This window comes from Frankia nepalensis, from assembly GCF_016786325.1.
Classification (GTDB): Bacteria; Actinomycetota; Actinomycetes; order Frankiales; family Frankiaceae; genus Pseudofrankia; species Pseudofrankia nepalensis.
Genome location: NZ_JADWYU010000037.1, coordinates 1 through 16,593 on the forward strand (window position 1 = coordinate 1; position 16,593 = coordinate 16,593).

Annotated in this window: 14 protein-coding genes; 9 read left to right on the forward strand and 5 right to left on the reverse strand. The window is 73.5% G+C overall.

What is annotated here, in order from left to right; all coding sequences use genetic code 11:
- Positions 1 to 187 precede the first annotated feature (187 nt).
- Positions 188 to 1,342, reverse strand: a complete 1,155-nt coding sequence (locus tag I6A81_RS01725) for a LysR family transcriptional regulator (protein WP_307874397.1) — start codon at positions 1,340 to 1,342, stop codon at positions 188 to 190.
- A gap of 257 nt (positions 1,343 to 1,599) precedes the next feature.
- Between I6A81_RS01725 and I6A81_RS01730 the strand changes: the two genes are divergently transcribed.
- From I6A81_RS01730 to I6A81_RS01740, 3 genes are all read left to right on the forward strand, one after another.
- On the forward strand, positions 1,600 to 2,628 hold the full coding sequence (locus I6A81_RS01730) for a threonine ammonia-lyase (RefSeq protein ID WP_307874398.1): 1,029 nt from the start codon (positions 1,600 to 1,602) through the stop codon (positions 2,626 to 2,628).
- 348 nt (positions 2,629 to 2,976) lie between these two features.
- Positions 2,977 to 3,444, forward strand: a complete 468-nt coding sequence (locus I6A81_RS01735; RefSeq protein ID WP_407661230.1) for a MaoC family dehydratase — start codon at positions 2,977 to 2,979, stop codon at positions 3,442 to 3,444.
- Positions 3,445 to 3,498: 54 nt separating this feature from the next.
- Complete coding sequence (locus I6A81_RS01740; protein ID WP_203005346.1) at positions 3,499 to 4,665, forward strand: acyl-CoA dehydrogenase family protein; 1,167 nt, start codon at positions 3,499 to 3,501, stop codon at positions 4,663 to 4,665.
- Between the two features lie 66 nt (positions 4,666 to 4,731).
- Here I6A81_RS01740 and I6A81_RS01745 read toward each other — a convergent pair whose 3' ends face one another.
- The 3 genes from I6A81_RS01745 to I6A81_RS01755 form a co-directional block, all read right to left on the reverse strand.
- The gene (locus tag I6A81_RS01745; protein WP_203005345.1) at positions 4,732 to 5,625 is read right to left on the reverse strand and encodes an HpcH/HpaI aldolase/citrate lyase family protein; all 894 of its coding nucleotides are present in this window, start codon (positions 5,623 to 5,625) and stop codon (positions 4,732 to 4,734) included.
- Between the two features lie 192 nt (positions 5,626 to 5,817).
- A complete protein-coding gene (locus tag I6A81_RS01750; RefSeq protein ID WP_203005344.1) occupies positions 5,818 to 6,963 on the reverse strand; it encodes an alkaline phosphatase family protein in 1,146 nt (381 codons plus the stop codon).
- An 86-nt stretch (positions 6,964 to 7,049) separates the two neighbouring features.
- Positions 7,050 to 8,201: a TIGR03364 family FAD-dependent oxidoreductase gene (locus I6A81_RS01755; RefSeq protein ID WP_238429878.1), complete on the reverse strand. Its 1,152-nt coding sequence runs from the start codon at positions 8,199 to 8,201 to the stop codon at positions 7,050 to 7,052.
- Between the two features lie 385 nt (positions 8,202 to 8,586).
- On the opposite strand from I6A81_RS01755, the gene I6A81_RS01760 reads away from it, so the two are divergent.
- From I6A81_RS01760 to I6A81_RS01785, 6 genes are all read left to right on the forward strand, one after another.
- Positions 8,587 to 9,399, forward strand: coding sequence for a GntR family transcriptional regulator (locus tag I6A81_RS01760; protein WP_203005342.1), 813 nt, complete (start codon positions 8,587 to 8,589; stop codon positions 9,397 to 9,399).
- Positions 9,400 to 9,880: 481 nt separating this feature from the next.
- The gene (locus tag I6A81_RS01765) at positions 9,881 to 10,558 is read left to right on the forward strand and encodes an HAD family hydrolase (protein ID WP_203005350.1); all 678 of its coding nucleotides are present in this window, start codon (positions 9,881 to 9,883) and stop codon (positions 10,556 to 10,558) included.
- 248 nt (positions 10,559 to 10,806) lie between these two features.
- Complete coding sequence (locus tag I6A81_RS01770) at positions 10,807 to 11,793, forward strand: phosphate/phosphite/phosphonate ABC transporter substrate-binding protein (protein WP_203005341.1); 987 nt, start codon at positions 10,807 to 10,809, stop codon at positions 11,791 to 11,793.
- 7 nt (positions 11,794 to 11,800) lie between these two features.
- A complete protein-coding gene (gene phnC, locus I6A81_RS01775) occupies positions 11,801 to 12,697 on the forward strand; it encodes a phosphonate ABC transporter ATP-binding protein (RefSeq protein ID WP_203005340.1) in 897 nt (298 codons plus the stop codon).
- A gap of 83 nt (positions 12,698 to 12,780) precedes the next feature.
- Positions 12,781 to 14,430 (forward strand): phosphonate ABC transporter, permease protein PhnE, encoded by a 1,650-nt coding sequence (gene phnE / locus I6A81_RS01780; protein WP_407661231.1) that lies wholly within the window; start codon positions 12,781 to 12,783, stop codon positions 14,428 to 14,430.
- A complete protein-coding gene (locus I6A81_RS01785; RefSeq protein ID WP_203010068.1) occupies positions 14,406 to 15,707 on the forward strand; it encodes a zinc-binding dehydrogenase in 1,302 nt (433 codons plus the stop codon). The genes phnE and I6A81_RS01785 overlap by 25 nt, the downstream gene beginning before the upstream one ends.
- A gap of 95 nt (positions 15,708 to 15,802) precedes the next feature.
- On the opposite strand, the gene I6A81_RS01790 is transcribed toward I6A81_RS01785, so the two are convergent.
- Positions 15,803 to 16,369, reverse strand: coding sequence for a Uma2 family endonuclease (locus tag I6A81_RS01790; RefSeq protein ID WP_407661232.1), 567 nt, complete (start codon positions 16,367 to 16,369; stop codon positions 15,803 to 15,805).
- Positions 16,370 to 16,593: the final 224 nt, after the last annotated feature.

Here is a 16,593-nt window from a genome sequence, read left to right on the forward strand (position 1 = left end):
TCGTCCACCCGCGCGGCGCCTCCCGGGACCGGTCGGGCCGCGTGACGCGTCGTGGTTGTTGTGTCGCCGGTCGTGCCCGCGGTGGGGGGGGGGAGGGGGGCGGGGGGGGGGTGGTACCGGCACCCCCGGCCGGTACCAGCGCCTCACCCATGACCGGCGTCCGGATCTCCGTGGCTGGCGGCGCGGATCAGGCGGCCGCCGAGGGGACCCATGACGCGGTCGCGGCCCTCAGCTGGGACAGGAGGGCCGCGGTGGCCGGCGGGTCGGGGGGCTCGCCGTGGACGGCGGCGGTGACCGTCCGGCTCACCCCGGGCAGGCGGGTCGCGCGGACGCCGGGATGGCGGTGGGACTGCAGGGACAGGCCTGGCAGCGTGGTCACGCCCAGGCCGGCGGCGACGAGGGCCTGCACCGCGAGGTAGTCGTCCGTGGTGAACGCGATGTCGGGATTGAAGCCGGCGGTCACGCAGGAACGCACCAACTGAGCGCGGCACCGTTCGCAGCCGGCGATCCAACGCCGTTCGCTGTGGTCGGTCAACCGGTCTCCGGGCAGCCCGGCGGGCGTGACCAGGTATATCGGCTCGGTCAGCAGCGTCGTCCGCCGCAGCCCGTCGTCCTCCGGTTCGCCCGGCCCTGAGCCCGGCGACACCCGAGCGCCCTCGCCTCGCCAGCCCGCGGGCACCCGGCTGCCTTCGCCCTGCCCGCCTACGGGCGGGGCGCCTTCGCCCTGCCCGCCCCTCTCGCCCCGCTCGCTCTGCCCGCTCTGCCCGTCGGCGTGGCCCGTCCTGTCAGGCCGCGGGGGGTCACCAGCCGTCGTGTCATCCCCCTGGGGCCTGACAGGACGTTCGAGATCTCCCTCCGGCGGCAGGTGCCGTCCGGGTGTCGCCCGGTCCTGGTAGGCGAAGAGCAGGGCGACGTCGATCTCACCGGCGCGCAGCAGCCGGACCGCGTCGGGTGGTTCGGCCTCGGTGAGGCTCAGCTCGACCTCGGGGTGGTCGGCGGCGAGCGCGGCGGCGGCCGCCGGTACGAAGGTGGCGAGCGCGGAGGGAAAAGCGGCCAACCGGACCCGGCCGGCCCGCAGACCCGTGAAGGCCGCGAGCTCGGCCTCGGCGGCGGCAAGACGACCGAGGATCTCCTCCGCGCGCTCGGCCAGCACCCGCCCGGCCTCGGTGAGCCGGATCCCGCGGCCGGCCCGCTGGACGAGCTGGCTGCCGGTCTCGGCCTCCAGCCGGGCCAGGTGGTGGCTGACCGACGGCTGCGCGTACCGCAGGGCCCGGGCCGCGGCCGTCACCGAGCCGTGTCGCGCGACCGCCACGAGCACCCGCAGCCTGGTTACATCCAGCACGCCCGCAACGTATCAATATCATTGATGGTTCAGGACGAAATCTGGCATTAGACCAATAGGAACCGTGGGCTGACCATCGGAGCATGGATGAAGGTTCCATCGCCCCGGCCCCTACCGCCCCCGCCTCTACCGCCCTCGCCCCTACCGCCCCTACCGCTCCCACCGCCCCTACCGCTCCCACCGCCTCCGCCGGCCCGCCAGCTGCCGGTGCCGTGGTCGCTGGTGCCGTGGTCGCTGGTGCCGTGGTCGCTGGTGCCGTGGTCGCTGGTGCCGTGGTCGCCGGTGCCGTGGTCGCCGGCGGCCTGGCCGCGGATCCCACGTTCGCCGACGTCGCCGCCGCTCGCGACCTGCTTGCCGGCCACCTGCCCGTCACGCCGATGTGGTCGTATCCGGCGCTCAACGCCACCGTCGGGGCGACGGTCTTCGTCAAGCACGAGAACGTCCAACCCACCGGCGCCTTCAAGGTCCGCGGTGGGTTGACGCTGCTTGCGAGCCTGCCCGCCGAGCTGCGTGCCCGGGGGACGATCACCTATTCCACCGGCAACCACGCACAGTCGATGGCCTACGCCAGCGCCGCGGTCGGCGTGCCCTGCACCGTCGTCATGCCGGCCACCGCCGCCGCGTCGAAGGTGCGGGCGCTACGGGCGCTCGGAGCGACCGTCGAGCTGTCCGGCCCGGACATGGCCGCCGCCCAGACCCGCGCCGAGGAGATCGCCGCCAGAACCGGCCAGTTGCTGGTCAGCCCCGGTGACACCGCCGAGCTGATCGCCGGCGTCGCCACCACCTATCTGGAGATCATTGAGGCTCAGCCCGATCTCGATGCCGTGATCGTGCCAGTCGGCAGCGGCACCGGCGCGGCCGGCGCGGGCCTGGTCATGGAACGACTCGCGCCGCGATGCCGGGTGATCGGTGTCCAGTCGACGGCCGCGCCCGCGGCATACGACTCGTGGCGCGCCGGCGCCTGCGTCCGCCGCCCCATCCGCACCCGGGCCGACGGCCTGGCCACCGGCCGCGGCTACGAACTGCCACAGCGGCTCCTGCGCGCGAGGCTCGCCGGCTTCCACCTCGTCACGGATGAGGCGATCGCCGAGGCCCAGCGGCTGCTCGCCAGCGACGCGCACACCCTCGCCGAGGGCGCCGGGGCGGCCGCGCTCGCCGCGATCCTCGCGCGACCCGCCGACTTCGCGGGCAAGCGGGTCGCGGTCGTCTGCAGCGGCGGCAACGCCTCGGCCGCCGAGATCGCGGCGCTGTCGAACTCGAACGCCCTCGTCGCGGCGGCCGCGTAGCGAGGCCCACCCTCGCCCATATGGCCGCCGCCGTTGGCGAGGCCGGTCGGGCGCCGTTGGCGAGGCCGGCCGGGTTGGGCCGCCCGGTCAGGAGCGGGAACGCGGCGGTTCGTGGCGCTCTGGGCGGTGATCGGCGAGGTCGAAGCGGGCGGACGGCGGTACGCGCCACTTTCCGGCGCACGCCGTAGCTTGGCGTGCTGTAGTGGGTGGCCATGGGTCCCTCGCACGGTGTGTGACCGGCGGGGACCAACCGGTCGGAACCGGTCAGCGGACCGAGGCTGGTCACTGGAACGGGGCAGGTCACTGGACCGCGGCCGGGCCCGAGCGCGAGCGGAGGAGGTGAGGGCGCTGAGCCGGAGGATGGGTTCCTGGTTCGAGGAACTGTCGGTGGGGACCGTCACTCATCACGCGATCACGCGGACCCTCACGGAAACCGACAACGTGATCTTTACCACGATGTCGATGAACCCGCAGCCGCTGCACCTGGATCACGAGTTCGCCTCGAGGACCGAGTTCGGCCGTCCGCTGGTCAACTCGCTGCTGACGCTCGCGACCGTGGTCGGGCTCAGCGTGCCGGAACTGACGCTGGGAACCACCGTGGCCAACCTGGGCTTCGCGTCGATCGAGTTCCCCCACCCCGTCTTCGCCGGCGACACCGTCCACGTCGTGACCGAGGTGACAAAGGCGCGGCTGTCGAAATCCCGGCCGTCGGTGGGCATCGTGGAGTTCCGGCACGACGGCTACAACCAGCGTGACGAGCTCGTCTGCCGCGCGTTCCGGTCGGCGATGATGCACTGCCGCCCCGCCGAGGCGTAGGCAGCGCCGCCCAAGCCCCTTGCATACGCCTCATCAGACATACGAGGAGTCTCCATGGAGTTCGCCGAACCGCCCGAGCACACGGCCATCCGCGAGGCCGTGCGGGACATCTGCAAGGGGTTCGACGCCGAGTACTGGCGCCAGCACGAAAAGAACCACGAGTTCCCCTGGAAGTTCTACAACGAGATGGCCGCGGCCGGCTGGATCGGCACCGCGATCCCGGAGGAGTTCGGCGGCGGCGGGGGCGGCATCACCGAGGCGTCGATCGTCATGGAGGAGGTCGCGGCCTCCGGCGGCGCGATGAACGCGGCCAGCGCGCTGCACATCTCGGTCTTCGGCATGAACCCGGTCGTCAAGTACGGCTCCCAGGCGCAGAAGGAGAAGTACCTGCCCCGGGTCGCCACCGGCGAGCTGCAGGTCGCCTTTGGCGTGACCGAGCCGGACGCGGGCACCGACACGACCTCGATCACCACCCGGGCGGTCCGGGACGGTGACGACTACATCGTGCACGGACAGAAGGTCTGGACGACCAAGGGCCACATCGCCGAGAAGGTGCTGCTGCTGGTCCGGACCACCCCGCTGGAGGAGGTTCGCAAGCGCACGGACGGCATGACGCTGCTGCTCGCCGACCTGCGCCGGCCCGAGGTCGACATCCACCAGATCGACAAGGTCGCCCGCAACGCGGTCGGGTCGTGCGAGGTGCGTTACGACGGTCTGCGGGTGGCCGGCGACGACCTGGTCGGCGAGGAGGGCAAGGGGTTCAAGTACCTGCTCGACGGCCTGAACCCCGAGCGGATCCTCATCGCCTCCGAGGCGCTCGGCATCGGCAAGGCCGCGCTGCGGGTGGCCACCCAGTACGCCAACGAGCGGGTCGTGTTCGGCCGCCCGATCGGCAAGAACCAGGGCATCGCCTTCCCGCTCGCCGAGGCGCACATGCGCCTCGCCGCCGCCGAACTGGTGATCCGGCAGGCCTCGTGGCGCTACGACCAGGGCCTGCCGTGCGGGGAGCACGCCAACACGGCGAAGTTCCTCGCCGCCGACGCGGCGTTCTTCGCCGCCGACCGGGCGATGCAGACCCACGGCGGCTTCTCGTTCGCCACCGAGTACCCGGTGGGCCGCTTCTGGGCCGAGTCCCGGCTGATGAAGATCGCCCCGGTCTCGCAGGAGATGGTCATGAACTACATCTCCGAGCACGTCCTCGGCCTGCCCCGGTCCTACTGAGCCCTTCCCGCTGGCCGGCCCGGCATCGGCCGGCCCGGCCAGCGGCGCCAGTCGCCCGGGTGGCGCTCAGCCGCCGGCGGCCAGCACCCGCCGGGCCTGGAGGACGAGCGGGATGTCGACCATGCCGCCCTCGAAGTTCAGCGTGCCGCGGCCCTCGCGCTGGGCCTGCTCGTAGGCCTCGACCAGGCGGCGGGCCCGGTCGTACTCCTCGGGGGACGGGGTGAACGCCTCGTGCGCGAGCGCCACCTGGCCGGGGTGGATGCACATCTTCCCGCCGTAGCCGAGGTCGCGGGCCTGGGCCGCCTCCTCCAGGAACCGGTCCCGGTCGCTGATCGCGGTGGTGACCTGGTCCAGCGCGACGACGCCGGCGAGCCGGCAGGCGATCGCCACCTGGGACCGGGCGTACAGCACCTCGGCGTTGGACCGGGTGCGCCGCCCGCCGAGGTCGGCGATGAAGTCCTCGGCGCCGAAGTACGCCGCGTCGACGCGGGCGGTGCCGGCCGCGTGCGTGAGCACGTCGGCCGCGCGGTGCACGCCGGCGACGGACTCCAGCCCGTAGACCACGGCCACGTCACCCAGCCCGCGCGAGCGCAGCGCGTCCGCGAGCCGGTCGACGTCGTCGACCGACTCGATCTTCGGAACGACGACGCCGTCCGCGCCGACGCCCGCGGCGCAGTCCAGGTCGGGCCCGAAGTTCGCCGCGTCGGTCACGCCGTTGACCCGCAGCACGACGGCCCCGGCGTACTCGGCGCGCAGCTTCGGGATCGCGGCCGTCGCGCCCGCCCGGCCGTCGGCCTTGGCGCCCAGCGGCGTCCCGTCCTCCAGGTCGACGATCACCAGGTCCGCGCCGAACCGGGCCTGCTTGGCGATCAGGTCGGGCCGGTTCGCGGGCGTGAACAGCGGCGACCGCCACCGGGCGACCCGTCCCGTCCGCTGGCCGCGCTCGGCTCCCAAGGTCATGCCCGAGACGGTAGTGGCCCCCGCGGGCCGGCCCCCGTCGGATGTGACGAGCGAGCCTTCCCCGCTGTCTCGACGACCTCACCCGGGAGCCGAGGCTCCGGCCCCGGAGGCCGCCCCGAGGGCGCCATGGCCCGCGAAGGCGGCCCGGTGAAGGCGGCCCGGTGAGGGCGGGAGGAGGCGGGAACGGCCCGGTCAGCCGGTGATCCGGACGAGCGGGACGAACTGCTCGGCGGGGGTGAGCGAGCCGTGATGACCGCGCATCACGGTCAGCCGCGGCTCGGTCTCGGGGCGGACCAGGACGGTGGTGCCGCGGGCGGCCGCGACCACGTCGCCCACCCGGGAGCGGGCCGCCTCGGTGACCGTCGGCCCGAACCAGCCCTCGGCGACGGCCTGCTCAGCCGACACGACCCAGGCGCGCTCGCCGAGGCGCCCGCGCCACGCGGCGAGGACGTCGTCCGCCGCGCCCGGCTGGGCGTAGACATAGCGGGCCCTCGGCTCGCCGCCGATCGCGCGCACTCCGGCGAGCAGCTCGGCCGTGTCCAGGCTGAGGTGGTCGTCGGGCGCCACGTTGACCATCCCGTGGTCGCCGGTCACGGCGAGCAGCGCGCCCGGAGGCAGGGCGTCGGCGAGCGTCGCCACCAGCTGGTCGACCAGCGCGAGCTGCGCCAGCCAGCCCGGTGACCCCGGGCCGAGCACGTGCCCGGTCGTGTCCAGGTCGCTGACGTAGGCGTAGACGAAACCCGGCTCGCGCAGCGCCGCGCCGACGGCCTCGACCAGCGTGCCCCAGGTCGACGACCCGACGAACAGGCCGCCGCGCAGCGCCGCCCGGGTGAGGCCCGAACCGGCGAACAGCGGGGAGGAGACCACGGTGACCGACACCCCGGACCGTTCGGCGCGCTCGAGGGCGGTCGTCTCGGGCTGCGCCTGCTCGGGCACGACGGCCTCCAGAGCCGAGCCGTCCTGGCCCTGGAACTGCCAGCGCAGCGCGTTCAGCAGCCCGGCCGCGCCGGGATGCGGCTCCCAGAGGTAGCCGACCATCCCGTGCTCGCCCGGCGGGCGCCCGGTGCCGAGCGAGGTGATGCTGGTCGCGGTCGTCGACGGGTAGCAGGTCGTCAGCGCGCCGAGCCGGTGGGCGGCCAGGGTCGGGGCCACGTCGGCGTGCGCGGCCAGCAGCTCGTCGCCGAGGCCGTCGACCAGCAGGAGGCAGGCCGACCGTGCCTCGCCGAGCCCCAGCCGGGGCGCCGCGGTGAACCCGCCGGCCCCGACCGCGCCCATGAGCGCCGGCACGAGCTCCGCCAGTGAACCGTTGCCGTACCGGGGAAGATCCGGAGGTTGCACACCCCGAGTCTCCCGCGCTTCGCGCCGCCGGTCGAACAGGTCGGACCATTCGCGCGGGGCGGCCGGTCACCCACGGGCCCAGTGGATCATGGGATGAGATCGGCGAGGACCTCGGCGGCGAGGCCGTGCGAGGTCGTCATGCCGATCCCGGTGGTGACGGTGACGACGCGTGCCCCTGGCAGTGGGGCCGCGACGAGGAACTCCCTGCCGGGCGCGCTGGCGTAGTAGCCGCGCCAGCGTTCCCGCACCACGAGGTCCGCCGCCGGCACGCCGAGCAGGTCGGCGGTCTCCGCCAGCACCAGGTCGTCGACCGTCTCCGCCTGGAACGGGAGGTGGGTGACGGCGGTCTCGTGGGTGTCCCCGATGATCAGGTCGCCGTCCGGGAGCTGGGTGAACATCAGGTTCATGTCCACCGCGAGCAGGTCGGGTCGTTCCCGCTCGAACCGGGCACGCAGCGCCGGCAGCGACGGGCAGCCCGCGAAGCCGGCGTAGCGCAGCAGGGACAGCCCGGTGAGCACCCCCGGCCCGAACCGCTCGCCGTCGCCGGGCGCGCGGGCCGCCGGGCCCGGCGTCGCGACCCGCAGCATCTGGAGCGCGCACCGGCGCACCCCGGCCCGCTCGGCCAGCTCCGGGAACAGCCAGTCGAGGTCGTGGCCGGTGGCCAGCACGATCGCGGGCGCGGCCAGGTCACCGCGGCTGGTGCGCAGGACGCCGGGCTCGAGGCCGGTCACGGCGGTCCGCCAGTGGAACGTCACCCCGACCGACGCGAGCCAGCGGGCGAGCGCGCCGACCGCCTCCCGCGGGTCCACCCGGATGTCCCACGGGAGCCAGGCGCCGCCGAGCAGCGTCTTCGCCCGCAGTGGCACCCGGGCGCGCACCCCGTCGGCGTCGAGCAGCTCGGCGGGTGCCGCGCCGGCCGCGGCGAACTCGGCGAGCACGGCCAGCTCCTCCTCGGACCGGGCGGCGACCACGGTGCCGGTCGGCTCGGCCCAGAACCCGGCGAGCCGGCCGAGCTCCAGCCAGCGCTCCCTGGCCGCCTTCGCGTAGCCGAACGCGGCGCCTGCCTGCCCGCTCACGCAGCCGTGGCCGAAGTTGCGCACCGAGGCGCCCCGGGCGAACTCGTCGCGCTCGACGACGGCCACCCGCAGCCCGCGGCGCACCCCCTCGGCGGCGTGCGCCAGCCCGACGATTCCCGCGCCGACCACGACCAGGTCGACCGGCTCGCTGCCCAGTCCCATGCGGCCGAGCATTTCGACGGCTCCAAGCGGCGGTCAACGGCGCTCGGAGGTGTTGGCCTCCTGTTCACGTCGCGCCTGTCGCCGGCCGGCCGTCGCGGCCAGCCGGTGGGTCCGCGGCCGCCGGCCGAGCCGTCTTACCGCGCGCGTCCGCGGGCCGACGGCCCGCGGCCATCGTCCTGGCGCCGGCCGATGGTCCGCTGGTCGGCGGCCCGCTGGTGGATGGGTCCGCTGGTCGGCGGGCCGCCGGTCGTCGATGCCGCCGCGGGTTGCCCGTGGGCCGTGCGCGGACCGGCCGGATTCCGCCCGCGCGCATTCAGCCGGCATTTGTCGTCCGGCCACCGGATGGCCGGCGTGCCGACCGATGACCGGCCGATAATCGCCGGCCGTGGCCAGCAGCCGGTACCGGGACATCGCCGAGCAGCTCGCCGCCGAGATCGCGGGTCTCGCGCCCGGCACCCGCATCGAGGGCGAACACGAGATCGCCGAACGGTTCGGGGTGGGCCGCGCGGCCGCCCGGGCGGCGCTGCAGGAGCTGGAACGGCGCATGCTCGTGCGGCGCGTCCAGGGCGTCGGCACGTTCACGTCGCGGCGGATCGACTACCTGATCTCCCCGCACCAGCCGCCGTCGTGGAGCAGGACGGTGAACGCGGCCAACTCGCATTCTCGCGCGGTCATCCGCTCCTGCGAGGTCGTGAACCTGGTGGACGAGATCGCGGCTGTGCTCGGCCGGGTCCCCGGAGATCCCGGCCACCGGCTGCGGCGCCGGTCGTTCATCGACGACCTGCCGGCCGCCTGGGGCATCGAGTGGATCCCGACCGACGTGATCGGCGACCTGGCCACGCCGCTGCGGCTGTTCGACTCGCTCGACCGGGTGCTGCGGGAGCTCGCCGGCGTGACGCTGCGGCGGGCCTGGGCGCGCGCCAGTCTCGAGACGACCCCGTTCGAGCTGGCCGACGAGCTCGGCACCAGTCCCGGCGATCCGGTCTGGTACGTGGAGAGCCTCAACGAGGACGCCGAGACCGGGCGGTTGCTCTGCTTCACCCAGCGCTGGCTGCGCGCGGACGCCATCCGTCTGATCATGGAGACGGGCTGGGCGGGGACGGCCCCGGCCCGCGGCGGCGCCGGGGCGCACGCCCGGATCTCCGCGGCGGTCGGGCCCGACCAACCCGTGCGGCTGCCCGCCGGCCCGCGCCCCTGAACGACGCGGTCCCGCCAGCCGGGCCGCGTCCTGCCCGTGCCGCGCCGCGGTGTGGTTGTCCGGACAAGCGGGCTGAGAACTGTGCTGACGTTTACCTTCTCTTCCTGCTGATGACTCGCGGGTGGATCACGGCCGCCGTTAGTCTTCCGTCGCCGCGGAGCACCTGGGGGGTTGTGCGGACAACGGGGACCGGGAAATACCTGGATGTTCACCCGTTCTTTCTCGCGACGACTCCCCAGTGGTACCAGGCCATGAGTTCTCGCTAGCCGATATCGACCCCGCGTCGCCCTGGCGAGTTGTGCGGACAAGAAGACGAGAAATGCCGCCGCAGTTTGCCCGCGCTTTGCCGTGGCGGCGCCGGGCTGGACGGACGGATTACCGACGCTGGCCGTCGGCCCGGCGACAGCGCCGGGCTGGAGTTCCGAAACTCCTACACGGTGACGAAGGGTAGTGCGGCGTGATCAAGCTTGCCTGCCTCGACATGGCCGGGACGACCGTCCGGGACGACGGGTCGGTGCTCGCGGCCTTCGACGCGGCACTCACCGCCCTCGGCCTGGCTCCCGGCTCCCCGGAGCTCGCCAGGGCGCGGGAGTACGCGCTGGCCACCATGGGCCAGTCCAAGATCGAGGTCTTCCGGGTCATCGTCGACGGCGACGAGGCGCGGGCCAGGCGGGCGAACGCGGCCTTCGAGGACGCCTACGCGCGCCACCTCGCCGGTGGCGGGGCGAGCCCGATCCCCGGCGCCGAGGAGGCCATTCTCCGGCTGCGGTCGGCCGGGGTGCGGGTCGCGCTGACCACGGGCTTCGGGCCGGACACCCGGGACGCGCTGCTCGACGCCCTCGGCTGGGGTGACCTCGTCGACCTGGCGCTGGCCCCCGCCGACGCGGGCGGCCGCGGCCGGCCGTACCCCGACATGATCCTCACCGCCGTGCTCCGGCTGCGCGTCGACGACGTCACGGCGGTGGCGGTGGCCGGTGACACCGCCAGCGACCTGCTCGCCGGGACCCGGGCCGGGGCCGGCGTCGTCGCCGGAGTGCTGACCGGCGCGCACGGCGAGGCCGAGTTCGCGACGGTCGCGCATACCCACGTCCTCGGCTCGGTCGCCGAGCTCCCGGACGTGATCGAGCGGGCCGCCGGCCTCGGCGCGCCGCGACCCTGACCCACGCCAACGACCTCCTGACCCGCGCCTCCTGACTTCGGCCATTCGACTTCGCCCTTCTGAGCTCCGTCCTTCCGGCTTCTGCCCGACCAGCGGCCGTCCCTGACCCGACGGGCGCGAGGGCCGCACCGCACCACCGCCACGGAGGTTCCGCCGGCCGGCCAGCCGCGAGTCATGGCCGGCCGGCGGGGCGGCCGTCACGGGGATGTCCGTTTCCTTATCTCCACCCTCCTTACAAAGGAACCAAGGTGACCTTCTCGCTTCGTTACCGCGCTCTCGCCGCGCTCGCGGTAGGCGCGACCCTGCTGATCTCCGCCTGTGGCTCCGACGACTCCGAGGACACCGCGGCGGCCTCCGGCTCGCCCGCCGCCGCGGCCGGGTTCCCGGACAAGCTCGTCGTCGCCGCGGTTCCCGCCGAGAACTCGTCCGACCTGAAGGCGAGCTACGACCCGATCCTCAAGCTCCTCGAGAAGGAGACCGGGGCGGAGATCGAGTTCAGCCAGGCGACCGACTACGCGGGCGTCATCGAGGGCATGATCGCCGGCAACGTCGACCTCGCCCTGTTCGGCGCGTTCTCCTACGTCATCGCCGGCAACAACGACGCGAAGATGACCCCGGTCGGCGCGGTTCTCTCGGAGAAGGGCGCCACCCCGGGCTACTACTCCTACGGCTTCACCAAGGCCGACAACGCCGCCGTCACCAAGATCGACGACTTCAAGGGCAAGAAGACCTGCTTCGTCGACCCGGGCTCGACGTCGGGCTTCCTCTACCCGTCGGCCGGTCTGATCGAGGCCAAGGTGATCGCCTCCGGCAGCGAGGCCGACCTCGCCGCCGGACTGACCCCGACCTTCGCCGGTGCCCACGACGCCTCGGTGCTGGGCGTCAAGAACGGCGACTGCGAGGTCGGCTTCGCCGAGGACTCGATGGTCGACACCACCCTGATCGAGAAGGGTGACCTCAAGGAGGGCGAGCTGAAGGTCGTCTGGAAGTCGGGCCTCATCCCGGCTCCGGTGTTCGCGGCCAACAACGACCTCGGTGCCGACGTCATCAGCAAGCTGTCCTCGATCGTCGTTGAGAAGGCGAACTCGGACTACCTGCTCTCGCAGAACCTCTGCACCGGTGACTGCCTGCTGACCGACCAGGACGCGTGGGGCTTCGCCGCGGCGAAGGACGCGGACTACGACCCGATCCGCGAGGTCTGCGAGGCCACCAAGTCCGACAAGTGCAAGGGCTGACCGCTCGATGAGCACGCCGGACAGCTCCAGCACCCTCAGCAAGCCCAGCACGGCCAGCGACCCGGGCGGTGAGCCGGCCGCGCCGCCCACCGGCCCCGCGGGCGGTGCCATCAGCGCCGCCGAGGCGGTCATCAGCACCGCCCGGCTCACCAAGCGGTTCGGGACCACCGCCGCGCTCGACGAGGTGGACCTGCGGGTCCGCGGGGGCGAGCTGGTCGTGCTGCTGGGGCTGTCCGGCTCGGGCAAGTCGACGCTCCTGCGCTGCCTGAACGGCCTCCAGCCGATCTCGGGCGGCGAGGTCTCCGTCCTCGGCCAGCGGGTCGACACCGCCAGCCGAGGCGAGCTGCGCGCGCTGCGCACCCAGGTCGGCTTCGTGTTCCAGCAGTTCAACCTGGTCGGCCGGCTCAGCTGCCTCGAGAACGTGCTGACCGGGGCACTCGGCCGGGTACGCGGGCCGCGCTACGGCGTGCTGAGCTACTCGCGGGCGCTGCGCCGGGAGGCGCTCGCCCACCTCGACCGCGTCGGGCTCGCCGACCGCGCCTTCCAGCGCGCCGACACGCTGTCGGGCGGCCAGCAGCAGCGGGTCGCGATCGCCAGGACCCTGATGCAGCGGCCCAAGGTGCTGCTCGCCGACGAGCCGGTCGCCTCCCTCGACCCGGAGAACGCCGGCGTCGTCATGGACCTCATGTTCCAGATCTGCGTCGAGGAGGGGCTCACTGTGCTGTGCACCCTCCACCAGATCGACCTCGCGCTCGGCTGGGCGAAGCGGATCGTCGGGCTGCGCGAGGGCGTCAAGGTCCTCGACCGCGAGGCCTCCGGCCTGACCCGCGCGGAGGTCATGGAGATCTACCAGCGGGTCGAGCCCGGCCGCCCGGAGGGGGCTGGAGAAGGGCTGCCCACGTGACCGCCGGCTCCGACCCCTCCTCTTCGCCAGGCTCCTCGTCTCCGGACTCCTCGCCGGCCTCCCGGTCGGCAGCCTCGACCGGCCTGCTGACGCCACCGGAGCCGGAGCCGGCGGCGTCGGCCGGCCCCGCGATCCGGCCGCCGGTCACCCGAAACGGCGTGCAGCTGACGCTGACCGCGCTGTTCGGCGTCGTGGCCGTCGTCCTGTCCGTCTGGCGGCTCGACCTCGAGCCCGCCGAGCTGACCGACGCGTTCGGCGACCTCGGCCGGCTGCTGAAGCGCATGTGGCCGCCGGTGTTCGACGACCCGGGCCGGATCGCCGAGCTCGCCCTCGAGACCCTGCTCATCGCGCTGATCGGCACCGTGTTCGCGGCCGTCCTGTCCGCCCCGCTGGCGCTCCTCGCGGCCCGCAACACGGCGCCGAACCGGGCTGTGCAGGCCGTCGCCCGCGGCATCATCACCTTCTGCCGGGCCGTCCCGGACCTGGTCTTCGCGGTGCTGTTCGTACGGGCGATGGGCATCGGTGTGCTGCCCGGCATCATGGCGCTCGCCGTCCACTCGGTCGGCATGCTCGGCAAGCTGTTCGCCGACGCCATCGAGGAGAGCTCGCCCGACCCGCGCGAGGCGGTGCGCTCGACCGGCGCCGGCCCGCTGCGCGAGCTGGTCAGCGGCGTGCTGCCGCAGGTCGTGCCGTCCTGGATCGCGACCTTCATCTACCGGATCGACATCAACCTGCGCACCTCCGTGGTGCTCGGCTACGTCGGCGCCGGCGGCATCGGCTTCGCGCTGAAGGACTCGCTTTCCGGCCTGGTCTACGACAAGGCGCTCGGCCTCGTCACCGCGATCCTTGTCATCATCATCGCGATGGAGCTGCTGTCCGTCGTCCTGCGGCGGGTGCTGCTCAGCCCGCCGCGCGGCGACCGGACCGGCCGGACCGCTCCGCGTGACCCCGTGAAGGTCAGCGCTCCCTGGACGAACGAGCGGATCACCCGGGCCGTGTCGAGCACGCTGCTCGCCGCGACGTTCGTCTACGGCTTCGTCCTGCTCAAGGTCGACCTACGGGAGCTGCTGACCTCGATCGGCGACATCTTCCAGGTCGGCACCCGCCTTATCCCGCCGAACTTCACGCTCGCCGGCTGGAAGCTGTTCGGCGCGGTGGTCGAGACGGTGGCCATCGGCGTGGTGGCCACGGCGGTCGGCTTCGTGCTCTCGATACCGTTCGGGCTGCTCTCGGCCAGGACGGTCTCCCCGAACCGGGTCGTCTACGCGGTCGCGCGCACGCTGATCGTGGTGATCCGGGCGATCCCGGAGCTGATCCTCGCCGTCGTGTTCGTCGTCGCCTTCGGCCTGGGCCCGCTCGCCGGAGCCTGCGCGCTCGCGATCGCGTCGATCGGCTTCCTCGGGAAGCTGGTCGCCGACGCCGCCGAGGAGATCGACCTCGGCCCGGTGGAGGCGGTGCGCGCGGTCGGCGGCGGCTGGTGGGCGCAGCTGTTCTCGGCGGTGCTGCCGCAGCTGGTCCCGGCCCTGATCGGCAACACCCTCTACATGCTCGACGTCAACATCCGGCACTCCACGATCCTTGGCATCGTCGGCGCCGGCGGCGTCGGCTTCCTGTTGTTCGAGTCGATCAGGACGGTGAACTACGAGTTCGCCGGCGGCATCATCCTGATCGTCTTCGTCATCGTGTTCGCCGTGGAAAGGCTTTCGGGATGGATCCGGTCCAAGGTGATCTGACCTCAGCCGACGCGGGCGCACCGGCCGTCGGCGGGGGCGCACCGGCCGTCGACGCGGGCATGCCGGCCGTCAGCGTCGCCACTGGCGAGTACGCGGCGGTGCGCGTCTGGGCCGGTGGAAGCCGGTTCGAGACCCACCACGTGCCGCTGCCGGTGCCTGGCGACGGGGAGATCCTCGTCCGGGTGCGGCTCGCGACCGTGTGCGCGAGCGACGCCCACACGGCGACCGGCCGCCGGCCCGGCCCGTGCCCGAGCGTGCTGGGCCACGAGGGGGTCGGCCAGGTGGTCGCCGTGGGGGGGGGGGGGCGCGCCGGGGGCCGCCCGCCGCCGCGCCCCCCCGCCCCGGTCGTGTGGAACATGGTGGTCGGCTGCGGCCGTTGCGACCGGTGCGCCGCGGGCCGGACCGCCGGCTGCCGGGCGGCGGCCAAGATCGGCCACGTGGCGTTCGACCCGGCCGGCCCGCTCGCGCTGTTCGGCACGTTCGGCACGCACGTCCACCTCCCGCGCACCGCCCACGTGACCCGCGTGCCCGACGACCTGCCCGACGAGGTCGCCGCGCCGGCGGCGTGCGCGACCGCCACCGCGGCGGCCGCGCTGGCCGCCGCGGTCCGCGCGTCGGGCCGGCCGCTCGCCGGGGCGCGCGTGCTGGTCAGCGGCGCCGGGATGCTGGGCCTCACGGCGGTCGCGATGGCCGCCGACGCTGGCGCCGCCGAGGTCGTCGCCGTCGACGTCGACCGGTCCCGGCTACGCCTCGCGACCGCCTTCGGCGCGAGCCGGACCATCGTCGCCGACGGGCCCACCGAGGCTCCCGGCGCCGGCGCCCACGCCGCCGACACCCACGGCGCGAACGGCGACGGTGTCGGCGGCCACGGCGCGGCTGGTCACGGTGCCGGCGGCCACGGTCCGGACGGGCCCGTGCCTGGCCGGGCCGGCCCGGTCGACGTCGCGCTCGACTTCTCCGGGGCCGCCACCGCGGTCGCGGCGGCACTGGCCGCCCTCGACGGCTACGGCACGCTGGTGCTGGTCGGTTCGGTCATGCCCAGCCCAGCGGTGGCGCTCGACCCCGAGCGGGTCGTCCGTGGCCGGCTCACGATCACCGGCGTGCACAACTACGAGCCCGCCGACCTCGACACCGCCGTCGCCTTTCTCGTCCGCACCCACCGCGCCGGCCTGCCGTGGGCCTCGCTGGTCGCCCGGCCAATACCCCTCACCGGCCTCGCCGCACTCCTGACCGGCCACTCCACCGGCCAGCCACCCCGCCTCGCGGTCCGCCCCTGAACCAGGGTGCCGTCAAAGCCCTTTTCCGCTGATCAGACCGATGATCTAGATCTTTCCGCGCCGCTCGTCGAAGCCCGTGGGCGCGTGCCGAGTGGCTACAGCCGGGTAAGGTCGATCTTGACGGGGAAGGGCGCGGCGGCCTCGACGACACCGGCGAAGACGCCCGCGTCCCGATAGGTCCGAGCGGCCGGATCAAGTACGTAGATGTACACGAGTGGGACTCCGCCGGCGGGCTGCTCGACGCGCCAGTAGTACGTGATACCCGCCCGCGCGTACTCTCCGGCCTTGACGAACCGGTCTGTCGACTCGGAACCCGGTGAGACGATCTCCACGACGAGTAGAACGTGCTCAGGGCGAGCCGGCATGATGTCGAGGGTCTCAGCCTGGTACACGACAATGTCCGGCCGCCGGTTGATCAGCGGCACGTCCTGGAGACGGAGATCGAAGTCGCTGTCGGCATTCCACTCCGGCCCGCCAGCCACGTCCAGCGCGTTGGTGATGATCCTGGCGAGCCGGTTGTGTCGCTTGGACGCGCTGGGGCTCACGACGACCATCCCGTCCACGATCTCAATGCCCGCGCACTGCTCCTCGGACCAGGAGTCGTACTGCTCCGCCGTGACCTGGTGGTGCATCCAGGCAGGAGCGATCATCTCCGCGGTGATGATGTACCTCCCTTGGCCGACCCGACCGTAGGCCTCCTCCGATCAGGGTAGCGTCATCGTCCCGCTTCTCCCGCCGTGCCGGCGAGACAGCCGGGACACGCTCCGCCTGGTTTCTGGCCTCCGCGCGGTCCTGGGATCCGGCCATGAGCTGACCGGAAATGCGGACTGGACGTGGGCAGGCTCGCGCCTGTCGGTGTTCTTGCGCGCTGGTGGGGGTGTCTGGT